Here is a 17,517-nt window from a genome sequence, read left to right on the forward strand (position 1 = left end):
ATGTTGTCTGTAACCAACTTTCACCGGCTCAAATTTAGCTTGCCTCTCGTTTTTTCTCATTTTATATGGTACTCTCTTACTGATTCGTAACAATAGTTTCATCGTTTTTGAGGCTGAAAGGCAGAGCCATATTTCCATAAAATCTTGATTGCGCAACTATTGAGGAGCCGGGAAAGAGATGCCAGCAGATCGAGAATCACAGATGGCTCAAATTCTGCGCTTTGAGCAGCAATTTGAGCGCCTTCAACAAAAATATAACCGCCTGGAAGCACGCCGGACGCAAATACAGCAGCAACTGGGTCGCCTGGAGCAGCAGTATAATAAACTGGAAGCAAGCATCGACAAGCGTCAACAGCAGTTGGAACGCATCATGAAACAACAGACCTCCCTCTTAAGGGAACAACAACAGTTGGAACAACTCATTACATTGTTAAAAGAGCAGCATAAAAATGAGACAGAATAATGTAACCATTGTTTCGTTGGTAAAAGATAGGATGCTATAGAGACCATTATTTTAAGCGGAGCCAGATTCTCAAAAATCCTTTTTCACTTATTATCCATCTCAAATGCAAATGGTATATCCTTCATCACGCTCAACAAATACGTCCATACAACCAGGCTTTTTAAAGCCGCCGGCAAAGCATCTCTCTGCCCGCTTGATCTACTCATCTTTTAACGCTTCGGTGCTATGGAGATAGGTCTCCCCACGAAAGAAAGCTCGCTAACTATCAATAATCTAATTTGGAGTACGATATTGCTCAGTAATATCTACTATATTATGATGTGCTTATTCACTCATTAAAGTAAGCCTGCCTAAAAAGAGTAGAAAATCTATTGCATATTACCCAAAATTATGTTATAACTTCTTAGGGTTTCTACGGAAAAAGTTGTGGGATTCCATAGAAAAAATCCAGAAAACTACCTAGAAAAACATCGCTGTCTTTCTAGGGGAAAATCCGCTTCCTGGGGAAGGAGCACGATTACGCAAAGTTTTGTCTCGCTTTGAGAATCCGGCTCATTGCCAGGAAGTCAGTTCTTGCGAACAACCCTTAGAGTAACGTTGGGTATTCTCTAATCAGGGCATCAGCTAGCAACGTAAAGGATAGATTATGTCTCACCTTGGACTTGAACACGAATCTGCCACAGAATTCGCGATCTCAGGAGCTTCGACCTTGTCCGAAAAAGCACTCACCATTTTAGTGGTAGACGATCATGTGCTGATTCGTCAGGCAATTAGCCATATACTTGTTGCTCAGCTAGAGATAGAGCGCGTCGTGGCCGCTCAGGACTATGTTGAAGCAAGAGAATTGGCGGCAAAGCTCCAGCCCGATATTATCTGGCTTGATATGCGAATCAATCATTCTAACAGTATTTCAGAAATAGGCCGCCTACGAAGAATTTCTCCCTCATCCAGCATCATCGTCTTAGCAGATCAAGAGGACGAACACGAAGCCTTTGCCGCCATCATGGCAGGCGCGCAGGGCTATCGTTCTAAGCAGGACCTTGATGAAGGTGAAGTAATGGCATCCATTCATATGATCCGCCGCGGAGAATTCGTCTTGCGCCCGTCGCTGGCCGCGCTTGTCGTTCATCGCTTGCGAGCTGCCGCCTTGCCATTATGGGGATCGGAAAGCAATCATGGAAGCCATCCATTGATGCGCAACACCGAATTTAACGGATTGGCACATCTCACAGCGCGCGAACGTGAAGTACTCCAGCTAATCAGTCAGGGATATCGCGATCGCGATATCGCTGAAGGGTTGCATATTTCTGAAAAAACCGTTCAAAAGCACGTTCAAAGCATCCTGAACAAACTTGGCGCTCAGAATCGTACCGAAGCCGCATATCTCATCCATCGCCAGTCCTTCACCTGATCTATGGTGAAAAGCAAACGGGAGCGCGGTAGAACTACGGCAGTTCTATCATGCCCCCGTTTGCTTTATGAAGGTCATCTACGTAAAATTCCCTACGTACTTTTCACTCTACAGCAATTCTCCTTTCCTTAGTATCCACTCAGAAAAATCAAGCGAGGAAATCTGGCGCAAAGTTTCGTACTTTCAAGGTTGTTCCAGTCTCTATCTCTTGATAAGCTATCTTTATAAATATGTGAAAATTCATAAGAGAAATCTCGGAGGACATATACATGGTTGTAGATGATTATCCATCCGATCAATCGATACATCAACTTTTCGAAGCTCAAGCCGCGCGCACACCAGCTCGCGTCGCTCTTATCTCCGGGCAGCAGCGAATAACCTATCAGGAATTGAACCGGCAGGCCAATCAACTGGCCGCCTACTTGCGTCGCTCAGGTGTAGGACGAGAGGCACTGGTAGGCATTTGCATGGAACGTTCGATAGAGATGGTCATCGGACTGCTTGGTATCCTCAAGGCAGGAGCTGTCTATGTGCCACTCGATCCAACCTATCCCCGCGAACGCCTCGCTTTCATGCTCGCTGATGCTCACCCGGCAATTTTGCTAACGCAGCAGCATCTCGCCGCACGGCTTCCCCCGCATGATCGCACCATCTGCATAGATAGAGACTGGCAGGCAATTGCTCAAGAAAATGAAGAAAATGTTTCCAGCGGCGCAGGCAGGGACAATATTGCCTATATGCTCTATACTTCCGGCTCTACCGGTACGCCCAAGGGTGTGCTTGGAACGCATCGCGCAGCAATCAATCGCTTTTGCTGGATGTGGAATACCTATCCATTTGAGCCGGGCGAAGTCTGCTGCCACAAAACATCGTTAAGTTTTGTGGACTCGGTCTGGGAGATTTTTGGACCACTCCTGCAAGGTATCCCGGCGGTCATCATTCCCAACTCGATAGTGAAAGACCCTCAGCAACTACTTCAGACGCTGGCCGCCCATGCTGTTACCCGTATCGTACTTGTTCCATCGCTTCTCAGGGTGCTATTGGAATCGGAACATCTACAAGATTTGCTACCCCGCCTGAAGTACTGGATCAGCAGCGGCGAAGCGCTACCCATGGACCTGGCACAGCGCTTTCTAAAGCAGATGCCCAATAGCATACTCCTCAACCTGTATGGTTCCTCGGAAGTGGCCGCCGATGTGATGTATTACGATGTGCGCGACTATACCTCTCAAGCCAGCATTCCGATTGGTCGTCCGATTGCTAATACCCAGATCTACCTGCTGGATGAGCAAATGCTGCCGGTTCCTATTGGTGCTCCGGGAGAACTTTATGCCGGTGGGGATGGCCTGGCACGCGGCTATTTCAATCGCCCAGAGCTAACCGCCTCTCGATTCGTTCCCGACCCGTTTAGCGGCAAACCGGGAGCGCGGCTTTACAGAACAGGCGATATAGCCCGCTACCTGGACGACGGCAATATCGAATATCTGGGCCGCCTCGATCATCAAGTGAAGGTGCGCGGCATACGTATTGAACTGGGCGAGATCGAATCGGTGTTGGGACAGCATCCCGCCGTGCGCCAGGCGGTCGTGATAGCCCGTGAAGACGCGCCGGGCGATAAGCGCCTGGTGGCCTATATTGTCTTGCATGAAAAGCAGACCGCATCCTCAGATGAACTATACAATCACACCCTGGAACGCCTGCCGGATTATATGGTACCCGCCGCCTTCGTTTTCCTCGCGCGCTTACCACTGACACCGAACGGAAAGCTGGATCGACAGGCATTGCCGCTACCCAGGCCAGTTCGTCCAGACCTTTCATCGGACTTCCTGGCCGCCCGCACGCCAGTTGAGGAGACCATCGCTGCCACCTGGTCGCGGGCGCTGGGAATCGAGCAAATTGGCATCCACGACAACTTCTTTGAGTTAGGCGGCCATTCTCTGCTTGCTATGCAAATGCTTTCGCAGCTGCAAGCCGACTTCTCGGTAGAGTTGCCGGTGCATCGTTTCCTCGAAGCTCCTACCATAGCTCAACTCGTAGAATTGCTCCAACAAGGTCAAAACAATGGCTCAACGTCTCATAAACCTTCACTGCGGTCTATCTCACGCGAGGCATACCGTATGCCTTCGTCTTGATAGAGCTGGACGTGTAATGGGTGGGACGGACAACCACAAAAAGAGGTCTCTACGCACTTTTCTATAGTTGACGCTCACACACTACCCGAAATTACCTATAAAAATCAGCGGAAAAACTCATTGCAAAATTTCGTGCTTTCATGGTTGTCCCTGGCCGGCTCTCTTGCTAAACTCTTTTGCAGAGAGTACACGAAATCTCTCAATTTAGATCACAATCATAAGGATACTGTAATGGCCCTGACTTCTGAGTCACCCCTGTCAAAGCAGCAAGATATCTACGCCTTTCCTGCATCTTTCGCGCAGCAAGGTCTCTGGTATATCGATCAAATACATCCACACAATACCATCTATAACCTGTTCTCCACGCTGCATATTCGCACTGCTGTCAACACAGATGCCCTTGCTAGCAGCATTCAGGCAATCATTCAGCGGCATGAAGCACTGCGCACAGTTTTTGTGGCGCACAACGGCCAGCCACTGCAAATGATCCTTCCACAGCTGGAGGTACCGTTTACGGTTGTGGACCTGGAATATCTACCTGAAGCGGCACGACAGGCCGAAATGCTACGGCTCGCGAATGCGGAGGTGCAGCAGCCCTTTGATCTGGCTCATGGCCCCCTGCTGCGTACCACCCTCTTTCGCCTGGGGGCCAGGGAATTTCTCCTGCTGCTGACCATTCACCATATCATCTACGATGGCTGGTCGGTGCATGTCTTCTTTCGCGAACTGGCCGCGTATTATCAGGCTTTTGACAAAGGTTCGCCGCTCGCATTGCCCGCGTTACCCGTTCAATATGTCGATTTCGCCGTCTGGCAACGCGAATGGTTGAGCGGTGAAAGGCTCGATGAACAGCTTGCCTACTGGAAGCAACAACTGGCCGGCGCACCTGCCCTGTTCGAACTCCCAACCGATCGACCTCGACCGGCTATCCCAACCAGCAGGGGTTCCCTGCGCCTCTTTCAGTTTTCAAGAGCATTTACCGAAACGCTGAGAGCTCTCAGCCGGCAGGAAAAGGTCAGCCTGTTCACCACCCTCGTTGCTTCCTTTCAGACATTGCTGTATCGCTACACCGGGCAGGAGGATTTGCTGCTCGGTACCGATACTGCTGATCGCAGCCAGGCAGGAACGGAAGATTTGATCGGCTTTTTCGTCAATACCCTGGTGTTGCGTTGTGATCTATCCGGCAATCCTACCTTCCATGAACTCCTGGGCAGGGTACGCCAGGTGATCCTTGAGGCTTACGCGCATCAAGACGTGCCCATCGAAGTGCTCGCTCGCGAACTCCGGCCTGACCGCTCCCCGGGTCAAAATCCTTTCTTCCAGGTCATGTTGTCGCTTGACCTCTCATCCCCTGACCTGCCGCCGCATTGGGAACTGCTGCCATTGGAGTTGAAAACAGGTTCCGCCAAGTTCGATCTCTCATTCGAGATGCAGGACCGCTCGGATGGCCTGCTTATATTCCTGGAGTACAACACCGACCTCTTCGATGAAACAACCATTGTGCGCATGATGGGCCATTGGCAACGCTTGTTGGAAGGAATCGTCGCCGACCCCCAGCAACATATTGCCGACCTGCCGCTTTTGACCGCCGGTGAGTGGCAGCAGCAGATCATTGACTGGAACGCTACCTCAGCAGACTTTCCCCAACACTGCTGCTTCCCCCAGCTATTTGAAGAGCAGGTCGCCCGCACACCCGATGCTATCGCAGTCGTCTTCGAGCAGGAGCGATTCACCTACCGGCAACTGAACCAGCACGCGAATTACCTGGCACACCATTTGCAAGACCGTGGTGTCGGTCCCGAAACCATCATCCCTCTCCTCGCGGAACGCGGCAGCGCCTTCATCATCGCAATGCTGGGCATCATGAAAGCTGGGGGAACCTATCTCCCGCTCGACCCGCGTCACCCTGCCGCGCGCCTGCGCCAGGTGCTTGAACACAGTGGCTCGCATTTTCTGCTTGCCACGAAAAAGTTCGCCCCCATCCTTTCCCAGATCACCGCCCCCAATCCCGATCCCGATTCCACCCGTGGGGACAGCGCCTCGTGCCTGTCCTTCCCACGGCCCGATCAATCTGGCCCCTACGAGATTCTTTACCTTGAGGATATTTTCGCCATAGCGGATACGAACATGGCTCAGAGTAATTTGCCTGTGCGCGCAACGCCTCGCAACATGGCGTATGTCATTTATACATCTGGCTCAACCGGAACGCCCAAGGGGGTGATGATCGAGCATCGTGGAATGTTGAACCATCTCTATGCCAAGGTCTCCGATCTCAAACTCTCCGCGGCTGATAGGATAGCGCAAACCGCTTCGCAATGCTTTGATATCTCAGTCTGGCAATTTCTGGCCGCTTTGCTCGTAGGCGGGCGCGTTCACATCTTTCCCGACGAGGTGGCTCATCACCCGCTGCACCTGCTTGAGCAGGTTGATCAGCACGAAATCTCCATCCTCGAAACCGTGCCATCCCTGCTGCGCGTCATGCTCGAGTCCATCGAAAATGGAAGCAATGCCTATCCTCGCCTGCAACACCTGCGCTGGCTTATTCCAACAGGAGAAGCCTTGCCTCCAGAGTTCTGTAAAAGATGGTTGAATATCTACCCCGGAATTCCTTTGTTAAATGCCTATGGGCCTACCGAGTGTTCGGATGATGTCACCCACTTCCCTATCCATCATCCTCTTGCCAACCAGCAGCTACACACCCCCATCGGCCGGCCGATTCAGAACATGCAGCTCTACATCCTTGACCGGCAGTTACATCCTGTACCCATTGGCGTCAATGGCGAATTGTACGTAGGCGGCATAGGCGTAGGTCGTGGCTACCTCAATGACCCGCAGCGCACAGCCGAATCATTTGTACCCAACCCCTTCGTAAGAACCAACCAGATCGCGACCCCACAAGACCAATCCCCCGGCTCTGTCTTATATGCCGACCAATCCCCCGGCGAAGCCGTAGGGGCCGATTTATCGTACACACCGCCGATTTATCGGCCCTCGCCCAATCTCACACCCGAATCCGGCGCAAAGCTCTATAAAACTGGTGACCTGGTTCGTTACCTCTCTGATGGCACCATCGAATTCCTTGGCCGTATTGATCACCAGGTCAAAATACGTGGCTATCGCATCGAGTTGGGGGAAATCGAATCTGCGTTGCGCCAGCACAACAGCGTGCAGGATGTAGTTGTCATCGTTCGTGAGGATACAACCGGCAACAAATCCCTTGTCGCCTATGTCGTAGCATCATCGGATGTCACTGCGAACGAACTGCGAACCTCTCTAAAGCAAAAATTGCCCGATTACATGATTCCATCTGCCATCGTGCTGCTAGAATCGCTACCGCTCACGCCAAATGGCAAAGTAGATCGCCGCGCCTTACCCGTCCCTCAGTACGAGCGATTCGAGCCAGGTGAACGGTTTGTAGCTGCGACTCAACCCATCCAACAGCAGCTTGTCCAGATCTGGGAGGAACTCCTGGCGATTCGACCTATCGGTATCCAGGATAACTTCTTCGAAATCGGAGGCCATTCCCTCCTGCTCGTTCGCCTGCTTGACCGCATCGAACAGGTCTTCGGCAAAAAGATTCCCATAGCTACCCTGCTGGCCGCCCCAACGATTGAGCAACTGGCTCATATCCTGGCCGCCGAACCCGGTAGGGACAGCGGCCTGTCCCTATCCCGGTCGGGGCACGAGGACAGGCACCAGGACCCCAGAGAGGACAGGGACAGGCCGCTGTCCCTACAGGACTTATTGTCTTCAATGAAAGCGGTCTGGAAAAGGTCGCGCCCTGGAAAGGCGTAACACAGGAGGCATGTCATTCTGAGCGAGGGGAAGAGTCTCTGCCAGGAAAGGCTTAAATACCATCAATACTTGAAAAAGGAGATCATATGAGCAATACTAATGAACAGGACGATAACATTACCTACAAAGTAGTCGTCAACCATGAAGAGCAGTATTCGATCTGGCCTGCCTCCCGCGAAAATGCCCCTGGCTGGCGTGATGCGGGCAAAACAGGTTCAAAAGCAGAATGCCTGGCGTATATCAAAGAAGTCTGGACCGACATGAGGCCGCTTAGCCTCAGAACGTAGGCATCGCAATGAACACTACTTCCGAGCAAGGCAGGAGAAAATCGAATCTCTTCATAATTATCCTTCTCCTCCTCTTATCAGTAGGAATCTCCGCGTATTGGCTCAACAACACCGGCGCCAGGCAGGCTGCCTATACATTTCCTCGCGCGATCTCAAGGGTCGTTTATGGCGTCAATGTTGATATAAGCGCAATGATCCCGGGTTCGGGCTATACGGTCTGGGATCCCCAGGGAGGAGACTTTTTCGACCTGGCTTCCCGGCTCGGTATCAATACGTTGCGCATCACGGATGTTCGCTGGGCTACTACCGGTCAGGAGCGTAGCAGGGCAACCTGGAAGCAGATTTTCGATAAGGCCGCGAGTCATCATATCAACATCATCCTGTTACTGGCAGACGGCGGCAATAAATCCGCGCTGGAAGAAGCCCATACCCTGCTGGGCGATTATGGGCTGGCCTCTGCTGCCGCGCTCTGGATGGTAGACCTGGCCAATGAACCGGATGTAAGCGATCCTCAACAGATGAGGGAACTGCGACAGGAGGCTTTATATGTACACCAGGTGGCTCCCAAAATTCCCGTTACCATAGGAGGTTGGAAGAGCGAGATTGTGGGATCGCCTGGCACATACGATTGGCAAGACCCCGCGGATATACCGAAACTCATTAATCTGGTGGATGTCGTTTCGCCTCACCTGTATGGATTCGAACAGGACGCGCAGAATGACGTAACGCCTGCTCAATTGACGCAACGTTTCCTTGCTGCCGTCCTGCAACAGGCACGAGGCAAACCTGTGTTGCTCGAAGAATTCGGCGCCAGCAATGGTCTGGCGACAACCACTGCCGCCACTCCAACTGGGGGTCCTTCCTGGCAGGCTTCAGTCTACCGCAGCGTTTTAGCCGCGGTCTCAGCCGAACACGCTGAAGGAGTCATGGGCGCCGTGGCCTGGATTATCGCGCCCCGTCCTGTCTGGCCAAATTCTGATAGTTATCAAGGAGACATGACGGGCTGGGCTTTTGTCCTGAACCATGGCCAGCGTCTTTTACCGGCTGCGAAGGTATTTTCCATCATACAGCATAGTGGATAGATGCAAAGAAAGCATAGGAAGTTTCATGGAGGTTCATCACATTTCAGATACAGTAGCAGCAAGTTCCGCCTTGCGCGTAATCGCCATTGACCCTCAAACTGACGAGCGGTGGGAAGAACTGATGCGCGATACACCGGCAAGTTGGATCTATTATGCACCCGCCTGGTTCCAGGTCTTGCAAGAGGTATACGGCTACAAACCGGCACACCTGGCCTGTGAGGATGAAGCCGGTCGCTTAGTCGCCATCCTGCCACTCTTCTACCAGCATGGATGGCGCAGCGGCCGCATCATAAAATCCGTCTTTACCGGGCCGCTCACCAGTAGTGACGCGGCCCGCCTGGCCCTTTTGCGAGCGACCGTCGCGCGTTTCCGAGCGCGGTCGTATGTCAAACTGCACCTCAAGTTGCCATCGAATTCATTCGATGGACTGGTGGAGGGTATGGTTGGACGCCCCGCGTACTCGACATATGTGCTGGCCCTGCCCGAGTCAGCCGATTCCCTGCGCCTGGATCCTACCATTAAAAGGGCTATCAACAAGGCAATCAGGTCAGGTGTGGAGGTGCGCGAGGCGGAAACAGAAGCCGAGTTGCGCTCCTGGTACGAGTTGTACTTACAGACGATGCGTAAATTCGATGCATTGCCCAATCCATACCGCTACTTCAGGGTGGCATGGCAGCGACTGCGCTCAAAAGGCATGCTGCGTCTGCTGCTGGCCGAGCAAGTGGAGGCAGGACGCAGGAGGTTGATAGCTGGTTTCCTGTACCTGCTGTGGGGCGCGACCATCTCCTATGCCTGCGCGGGCTGGCGCGACGAGAATCAGGCCTTGCGCCCCAACGACCTGTTGCACTGGCGCGCCATGCAAGATGCCTGCGCAGCAGGGATACGCTGGTATGATTTTGGCGATGTCGAACCGGGCAACAGCGGACTGGCACGCTATAAGGCCAAGTGGGGCGCGGAGCCAACGCTGGTGTATGATTACAGCTACCCTCCGGCGTCTCAGCGCGCGAGCGACACACCGGCGCTTATGAGCGACCGGGCACAGCAGCTGATGCAGTTCGCCTGGCGCCATTTTCCTGCCAGGATGGTGGGGGCATTAAGTGATTGGTACTATGCCATGCATCTTTACTAAAATTTCAATCCCAGACGGGTTCAGGAAAGGGTCTGGCTCCTGCTGCTTCCCTGCTGGGGCAGCATAGCGGCTAAACCCGAACACATCAGGTGTACATATACTCATCATAGGTAAGTACGCACGATAGGTGGGGGACACTATCCTGCTTCCGATGAATATACACATGCTGTGCGGTTCAACCGCACGTTGTTGCGCGTGCAGTGCATACAATACACACGTACCTGTATCCTGCCTGACTCGCCAACAAATATGAGAGCATGAGATTGCCTTTCAATCCTATCCCCGGTTGAATAATTTGCCGGCCAGCAAGGCCTATACTCAAAAAGGAAAGCCTGCTTCCTTTCCCGGATTACCGCTCCGGCTCTCAGCAGGCGGAGGTATCATGAAGACACGACTTACGTTCGCGCATTCAACATTGTCTATGCCCTTACGCGTTAGCGAGATCGATCCCCAGACCGATGCGCGCTGGGAGACTTTTTTGTCCGGCCTGCCCGGCATCTGTATTTTTTACACTCCCCCCTGGTTGCGCGTTTTGGAGGAGACATATGGCTACAGATCATTTCACCTCATCTGTGAAGATGCGAGCGGCCACACGATGGGCGTGCTGCCGCTGTTCTACTCACGAGGATGGCGTAGCGGGCGCGTCTTGCGCTCTGTCTACACCGGTCCCCTTGCCCTCAGCGATGCCGCCCGCCTGGCCTTATTACAGTTCGCGCTCAAGCGTGTTGACACTGAAGATGACGTGAAATTACGCTTCAAGATGATGTCTAACGCGATTGATGGTCAGGTAGGTGGAATGACTGGCGTACCGGCATACGAAACGTATATGCTGGCTTTGCCGGAAAGAGTAGAACTGCTGCGCGTGGATTCGGCTATTCGCCGGGCCGTGAACAAGGCGCTCCGGCTGGGTGTAAAGGTGCGTGAGGCGGAGAGCGAGCGTGAGCTCCGCGCCTGGTACCGGCTCTACGCGCATACCATGTGTAAGCTGGCACTGCTGCCGAATCCTTACCGCCTCTTTGAACTGGCATGGCGCTACCTGCGATCCAGAGGCATGCTGCGCCTGTTGCTTGCGGAATACGTCAAAGAGGGTAAGAGAAAATTGGTGGCAGGTAACTTGCTACTATACTACGGACAAACGATCTCTTTTGATTCTTCTGGTTGGAGCGAGCAGGATCAAGCGCTCAGGGCCAACGACCTGCTGCACTGGCAAGCAATATACGACGCCTGTGCCGCTGGCGCACGCTGGTACGATTTTGGCGATGTAAGCCTGGATAATGCGGGACTGGCGCGCTATAAAACGAAATGGGGAGCAAAACCCGACCTGATCTATGGTTATAGCTACCCCGTACTGCATGGCGTGAGCAATGAACAAAAAGCGAATGAGCCAGGTGCTATGCGGCGCCTGATCCGCGTTGCCTGGCACCACTTACCGCCGGGCATGCTTGGGCGAGCCAGCGCCTGGTACCATAAGCTCCATCTCTATTAGCGCCGCGATCATTTGTAACAATGGGGGCCACAGTAGGGGCGAGGGAGCGTGCTCTGCCCTCGCGCACTCAATGGCCGCTAGAATCCTGAAAATCTTCGACCTGTCGAGAGCAAAGAATCTGATTATCGCTCAAAAGCCTGGTCAGAGTTCTTCAATCAACGCCATATACCCATCTACAGTGCGGTCCCAGGAATGCGGATCGCGGTAGCGCCTGCCGCGTAGTTGCGCCACCTTTCGCAGCGCGTCTCGTAGGGCCTCCGCATCTCCTGGCGGCACCACGATTGCCCCTTCATACTCCGCGACAGCCTCGACTAAGCCGCCCACACGCGTGACCACAACGGGGAGTCCGCAGCTCATAGCGATGTGCAGGGCGCCGCTGCTGGACGCCCGCCGGTAGGGTAGGATGACGGCATCGGCGCCTGCGAAGTATTGGGCCACCTCGTCGTCGGCTACATAGCGGTTGACGAAGGTGATGCGCTGGCGATAGGGACTCTGCTCGATGAGGGCAGCGGGTTGCGTGCATCCCTCCCAGGTTTCGCCGACGACTGTGAGCCGGTAGCCCTCGATCTCGCTTGCGGGTAAGGCATCGAAGGCGCGGATGAGGTCTTCGAGTCCTTTATAGGGACGAATGAGGCCGAAGAACAGCAGGTTACAACTGCTGGCAGAGTCTGTGGGCGAGATCTGTTCAGGCTGCGGCGTTGTGCTTGCGGTGTAAGATGCGTAGGGGCCATGGCCGATCAGCGAGACAGGGCGTTGTCCCAGGCGGTAGGCATGGGCCAATAGCTTGCGGTCATGTTCCGAATGCACGACGTAGCCATGGGCGAGGCGTAGCAACAGGGGAGCGAGCAACCGCACGTAGGTGGAAACGAGCGGTAGTTTTGCCTCCCCAGGGTCAAGCACTTCGTGAAACTCAATCACGACACGCGCGTGTAAGAGCCTGGCGGCGAGGGCGAGCAGGAGATAGGAGTGCAGCACGGTTGCGCTCCACCATTGGAGGGTGACGACATCGGGTCGCTCGTGCCGCAGGAAGAGCAGCGCGCGCAACATGCTGGGCAGCCAGTACCAGTTAATACCATCGAAGATACGCGCGCGAGGGTCGTATGCCAGCTTCGTGGTGATACTACCGACGCGCCGGTGTCCCGGATAGAGGCGGGTTGGCAACAACTGTCGCATCAGGATGGCCGATACGATGTAACTGCTTGCGAGAGCGTTGACAAGGTGCAGTGTGTAGTAGCTGATTCCTCCCAGGAAGCGTGTTCCCGCGCCAATGACGCATATCCGTAGTGGCAGGTTCTCTTTCATTCCGCTCTAATCTCCTTGCGCGATTTTTCTCATTATATCGTCTGTATCTTCTGTTGCTTGATGCTCTGTGACTGAACCAGGGGCCATTGCCGGGACAATATGTCGCCGGTGGCGGGCGAGCAGGGCATCAATCGCTGCTGCCACGCTGCCGCTGCCCTCGCCGATCAATACAGCCACCGGTACGGCGGCAATCCCCAGCAGGGGCAGCAAGAGCCAGGCGAGTACGAGCATGACACCGGCCATACCCAGGTTGAGCAAAGCCGCCGCTCGTAGACGCTGGTGAACACGTAGCACACTGACGTAGACGCTGGTAATGGCATCTGGCACTGCTGAAATAGCTTCAATACGTAAGACGATAGCGCCATGCGCCGCGTAGCTTTGCCCAAAGACGAGCAGGATATAATAGCCGCCCAGGAAACACAGCAGCATGCCCGGCGCTAAAATAAAGGCGATAATTTTCGCGCTGGAACGTACTTTATGCGCGAGGTCACCTGCGGCGTGCGACCCCTCCGCAAAGAGAGAGGTGGCCACCGCGGCCGAGCCTACGAGCAGGAAATCGCCCACGCGTGTTGCCGTGTAGTAATAGGCGTTATCCGCTGCTGATAGCCGTACCAGCACAAAAACAGGTAAAAGGTAGCCGGCGGCCTGGCCACCAAGGTTGATGAAATAATTGCCGGTAAGCGCCGAGAGCATGGAGCGTATCTGCCCGGCGATGCCCCGCAAGGCCAGGCGATAATCCCGTCCAAGGCGTGGCACCTGCACAGCGAATGCCGGAATAAGGGCGATTGCCATAGCCAGGACCGCTGCCAGAAAGATGCCAGATCCGCCAGCTGGCGCCAGCAGCAGGACGGGCAGCGCGACAAGCGGTATTTTGAGCAGCGCAACGAGAGCATTGCGTATCAGCATATGCTGCGTGGCACGTTCGGCAACGAATGTCTGATCTAGCAGCGTGGAAACGCTCATCAACGGTATGCTGAGAATAAAAGCCAGCGCATACCCAGGATGCAAGATGATGATGGAGAATTGCGACGAGAAGAGCGGCAATGCCATCACAGCTATAATTCCGACGAGTAAACCCGCGACAATACCTGTAATCAATCCTGCATTCACTGTGAGCGACCAGGCAGTTCCATTTTTGCGACCGGGGAGCAGCTGTACGAGTGTAGGACCCATACCCATGTTGGCGAGCAGCGCTGCCAGCGTCATAGCCGAGATGAGCGCCGAACCCAGGCCAACGGCAGAGGCAGTGTAGAGGTGCGCGGCCAGTATCCAGAAGAAGTAACCGAGTACAGAGGTGGCGGTCCCTGTGCCGATGATATAGATACTGTTGCGCAGCAGGGAAAAGCGCTGTATCCAGGCCAGTAAGGAGCGTATCCCTTTCATGATCGTCACCTGTTACTGCGTTAATGCAGCCATAGCATGACATGGCGGTAGGGAGCTGCCGGCATATCCACACGGTACAGCATGGCCTCTACCGTTGATGTATCCGTATGCTGAGCTTGCGGTAGCGCGAGCGTTACCTGCCAGTTCTGTCCCGACGCGAGCGTAATCAGAGGCCATTGCTTGACGATTTTGCCATCTTCATTTACGACAAGTCGGTATTGCATGGCCGTCTGCTCCATATTTCTCATGCCGATGCGCACAGCACTCTTCGCGGAAACTCCGCTCCCCGGTAGTATCCACAGTTGAGTAAAGCCGGGACGTGGTTGTTGTTGTGCCCCAATAGTGGAGACAACAACTCCTCCGCAGAGGATAAGCGCGGCCAGCCCAAGCAATAGCCCTTGTCCAAAAGTGAAGGCAAGACCGCGTGGGGCCGATTCATCGGCCCGTAACCCCCCCTGAAACCGTTGTATAAGCGCAATCGCGCACGCGACAAGCGTGATGCTCCCTGAGAGGACCGCCCATGAATCGGCCTGTAAGCCGAATGGCGTCAGGTTAAGCAGCAATCCACACACTATGGCGCATACCAGGCTAAGGCCCAGGCTCAAAACGAGGCGCTCGATAGCATTCAATGTCTTTTGCGAAAATAAGGCGCTGGTGAGCGCATAGCCTGGCAGGATCAGCACCAGCGGCAATGTCAGGACGCGTAGCAGGTTGCCGGTTGGCGGTACTAACAATGCCAGCGCTATATCAGCAAGCGCGATTCCTATGACGATAAAGATATCGAGGTATCTCTGTTTCATCATCAAGTACTCCCTGGAAAAGTTTTCCGTCTATCGTACTCGTTTGTCCCCTGTTTGGGGAAAGACGGTTTGGGTACCGGAACGGGCGTCGATGGAAGCGGCTGGCCTGAAAGAGTGCCATTGCTGATCTGTTCTACATCGTAGATGATGATGTCGCCGCTATCAAAGATGCGACTGACACCCGGCACAACATCGAATTTTTCAAGCGCTGCCCGGTCAATGGGTTGTGTATAGTGCTGAGCGTCAGGCTCACCGTTGTTGAAGTAGGTTCCTGTCTCAGGCAAAGCCGTGCTGAGGCGCAGGTCAACAACGAGGTACTGAATATGATCCTGGCGCAGTATTGTCACGACGCCTGTACCGAATTGAGCAGAGAGGAATACCCACGATACAGCGATAGGGGCGCTGCCGGATGTTTCCGCGAACTGCCGTCCATAGGTTGCCATAAGCTCTGTGTTGTCGCGGTCGCTGGCAACAATATGTCCAGGCCCCAGATACGTATTCGTCCATACAGCCGCGGTAATACCTTCCGGTTCAATGGAACGATCATCGGCGGATACCTGGTACGGGCCTGGCAGAAAACTACCCGATGAACCGGCCCCCATAGCAAGCTGACCAACGAATAGCACAGCAATCGCGTATACTGCCAGCGTCGCGCGTCCCCAACTGGGGGTGCCCAGAATCAGAAAACGCCGCGCTGCCACCGCCAGAACGAACGCTATTGCTACGAACAGAAACTCTGTTGATCGACTTGCTACCTCCGCTCCTGTTTGCGTCAGATGCAGTATCAAGATGCCCGGAAAGGCAAATACCGCGCAGGCCAGGGCGAGGGCAAAGGCATTGTCGCGATAACGCCGCCAGGTCGCGAACAGCCCAAAAGGAAGCCCCAACAGGATCAGCAGTAACGAGGCATACACCATCAAGCGTTCCCACGGCGGCGCTCCAGTCGAAGCAGTGCTTTGAAAGGGCTGTCGCGCCTGGCTATGATGAGCCACTATCTGTACCAGCTGGCTTAGCGCCCCGGTAACATGTGGAGTCAGGTACGCCAGGGCAGCGCCTCCTGTATAGACCAGCCAGGCCGTTGTCAGTACCAGGCTCACCAGTACTATTCCACCCGGGCTTGCCTGTACCTGTAATCCAGCGCGGGCCGATAAATCAGCGCTGGGCGCGATCAATCGGCCCCTACGCGCCGCCGTGGGATGTCCCGCTCTCCACAGCAGCAGAAATACCACCGTCCAGACAACGAGAAAACCCAGCAGCATAAACGAGGTGAGATGGTGCGTCACAACTACCGCACCTATTCCCAACCAGGCCGCTATCGTGAAACCCGGGCGTGGTTGCATCGAAGTATCTCCGCGGCGAACCACGAGGAACAACACAAATACGGCAAGTGATAATGCCAGGGACTCGTATGCGAAGATCGAGTCGAAGAACACGAAGTTTGGATTCGTCATGTACAGCAAGGTGGCAATTCCCGCTATCCACATGGAACTGCTAATACGTTCATAGATCAGGTAAAGAGACGGGACGAATACCAGCCATGCCGTACCAATGAGCACACTTCCGGCAACGAAAATAGAAAGCCCTGTAAGACTGCTCAGCGCGTTGGTAACAATCTCAAGCCCGGGATAAAAGGCGCTGATCGGCAGCAGTGGATTCGCGGAAAAAAGGTGCCCGCTCGCGGCAATATCCTGCGCCGTTCGCACGTGTAAGAACTCATCATAACCGGCGAAATACAGCGGGTACTGTAAAACCTGGACAAAATACAGGCTGATTGCCAATACAACAAGAAGGCCAACCCGCTCTCGTCTTGCCGGTTTTTGAGAGAGTAAGCGCGCCGCGACCGGCAGAAAAATCGCTATCAGCCCGAACCAGAACAGCGGCTCGCCCCATGCTGCGGAAATGCGCCCTCCCTCGTATGCCAGGGCCACCAGGAATACTCCAATGGCGCACGTTACTGATAATACCGGCAACCATCCCCACTCCCTGGCTATCGCTTTGCTCCGCAAGGCTTTTAGATTGACATCTGTAACTGGGAGATAGCGGATGCGTATCATATCAGCCATCTCTCGCTCTGCCACTGGAGACGTGCTATCCTCTGCCTGGGCTTTTGCCCGCGTATGCTCTGGCGCAATGTGTTCACCGCAGCCAATGCAGAAGTGCGCGCCCGGCAATAGCGGTTCGCTACAGTGAGGGCAAAATACTTTATCTGATGGGTTTTCACTCCCTACCGGTTTCGCTATTTCCATG

General features: G+C 54.1%; 12 protein-coding genes. 8 read left to right on the forward strand and 4 right to left on the reverse strand.

Features of this window, described 5'->3' with window-relative positions; translation table 11 throughout:
• Positions 1 to 178 precede the first annotated feature (178 nt).
• The 8 genes from VFA09_19160 (at position 179) to VFA09_19195 (ending at position 11,785) form a co-directional block, all read left to right on the forward strand.
• Complete coding sequence (locus VFA09_19160; protein ID HZU69404.1) at positions 179 to 463, forward strand: hypothetical protein; 285 nt, start codon at positions 179 to 181, stop codon at positions 461 to 463.
• 646 nt (positions 464 to 1,109) lie between these two features.
• Positions 1,110 to 1,874 (forward strand): response regulator transcription factor, encoded by a 765-nt coding sequence (locus VFA09_19165; protein ID HZU69405.1) that lies wholly within the window; start codon positions 1,110 to 1,112, stop codon positions 1,872 to 1,874.
• A gap of 269 nt (positions 1,875 to 2,143) precedes the next feature.
• A complete protein-coding gene (locus VFA09_19170; GenBank protein ID HZU69406.1) occupies positions 2,144 to 4,006 on the forward strand; it encodes a non-ribosomal peptide synthetase in 1,863 nt (620 codons plus the stop codon).
• 231 nt (positions 4,007 to 4,237) lie between these two features.
• On the forward strand, positions 4,238 to 7,801 hold the full coding sequence (locus VFA09_19175) for an amino acid adenylation domain-containing protein (protein ID HZU69407.1): 3,564 nt from the start codon (positions 4,238 to 4,240) through the stop codon (positions 7,799 to 7,801).
• 86 nt (positions 7,802 to 7,887) lie between these two features.
• Positions 7,888 to 8,088 (forward strand): MbtH family protein, encoded by a 201-nt coding sequence (locus VFA09_19180; protein HZU69408.1) that lies wholly within the window; start codon positions 7,888 to 7,890, stop codon positions 8,086 to 8,088.
• Between the two features lie 8 nt (positions 8,089 to 8,096).
• A complete protein-coding gene (locus VFA09_19185) occupies positions 8,097 to 9,170 on the forward strand; it encodes a cellulase family glycosylhydrolase (GenBank protein ID HZU69409.1) in 1,074 nt (357 codons plus the stop codon).
• Positions 9,171 to 9,195: 25 nt separating this feature from the next.
• Complete coding sequence (locus VFA09_19190) at positions 9,196 to 10,299, forward strand: GNAT family N-acetyltransferase (protein HZU69410.1); 1,104 nt, start codon at positions 9,196 to 9,198, stop codon at positions 10,297 to 10,299.
• 382 nt (positions 10,300 to 10,681) lie between these two features.
• Positions 10,682 to 11,785 carry a GNAT family N-acetyltransferase gene (locus tag VFA09_19195; protein ID HZU69411.1) on the forward strand — a complete coding sequence of 368 codons (1,104 nt, stop codon included), beginning with the start codon at positions 10,682 to 10,684 and terminating at the stop codon, positions 11,783 to 11,785.
• A 141-nt stretch (positions 11,786 to 11,926) separates the two neighbouring features.
• Here VFA09_19195 and VFA09_19200 read toward each other — a convergent pair whose 3' ends face one another.
• From VFA09_19200 to VFA09_19215, 4 genes are read right to left on the reverse strand one after another with little or no spacing between them, the layout of a single operon-like run.
• On the reverse strand, positions 11,927 to 13,087 hold the full coding sequence (locus VFA09_19200) for a glycosyltransferase (protein HZU69412.1): 1,161 nt from the start codon (positions 13,085 to 13,087) through the stop codon (positions 11,927 to 11,929).
• Positions 13,088 to 13,093: 6 nt separating this feature from the next.
• A complete protein-coding gene (locus tag VFA09_19205; GenBank protein ID HZU69413.1) occupies positions 13,094 to 14,470 on the reverse strand; it encodes a hypothetical protein in 1,377 nt (458 codons plus the stop codon).
• 20 nt (positions 14,471 to 14,490) lie between these two features.
• A complete protein-coding gene (locus tag VFA09_19210; GenBank protein HZU69414.1) occupies positions 14,491 to 15,273 on the reverse strand; it encodes a DUF1616 domain-containing protein in 783 nt (260 codons plus the stop codon).
• Positions 15,273 to 17,516 (reverse strand): zinc ribbon domain-containing protein, encoded by a 2,244-nt coding sequence (locus tag VFA09_19215; protein ID HZU69415.1) that lies wholly within the window; start codon positions 17,514 to 17,516, stop codon positions 15,273 to 15,275. The genes VFA09_19210 and VFA09_19215 overlap by 1 nt, the downstream gene beginning before the upstream one ends.
• Position 17,517 lies beyond the last annotated feature (1 nt).

The organism is Ktedonobacteraceae bacterium (assembly GCA_035653615.1).
Classification (GTDB): Bacteria; Chloroflexota; Ktedonobacteria; order Ktedonobacterales; family Ktedonobacteraceae; genus DASRBN01.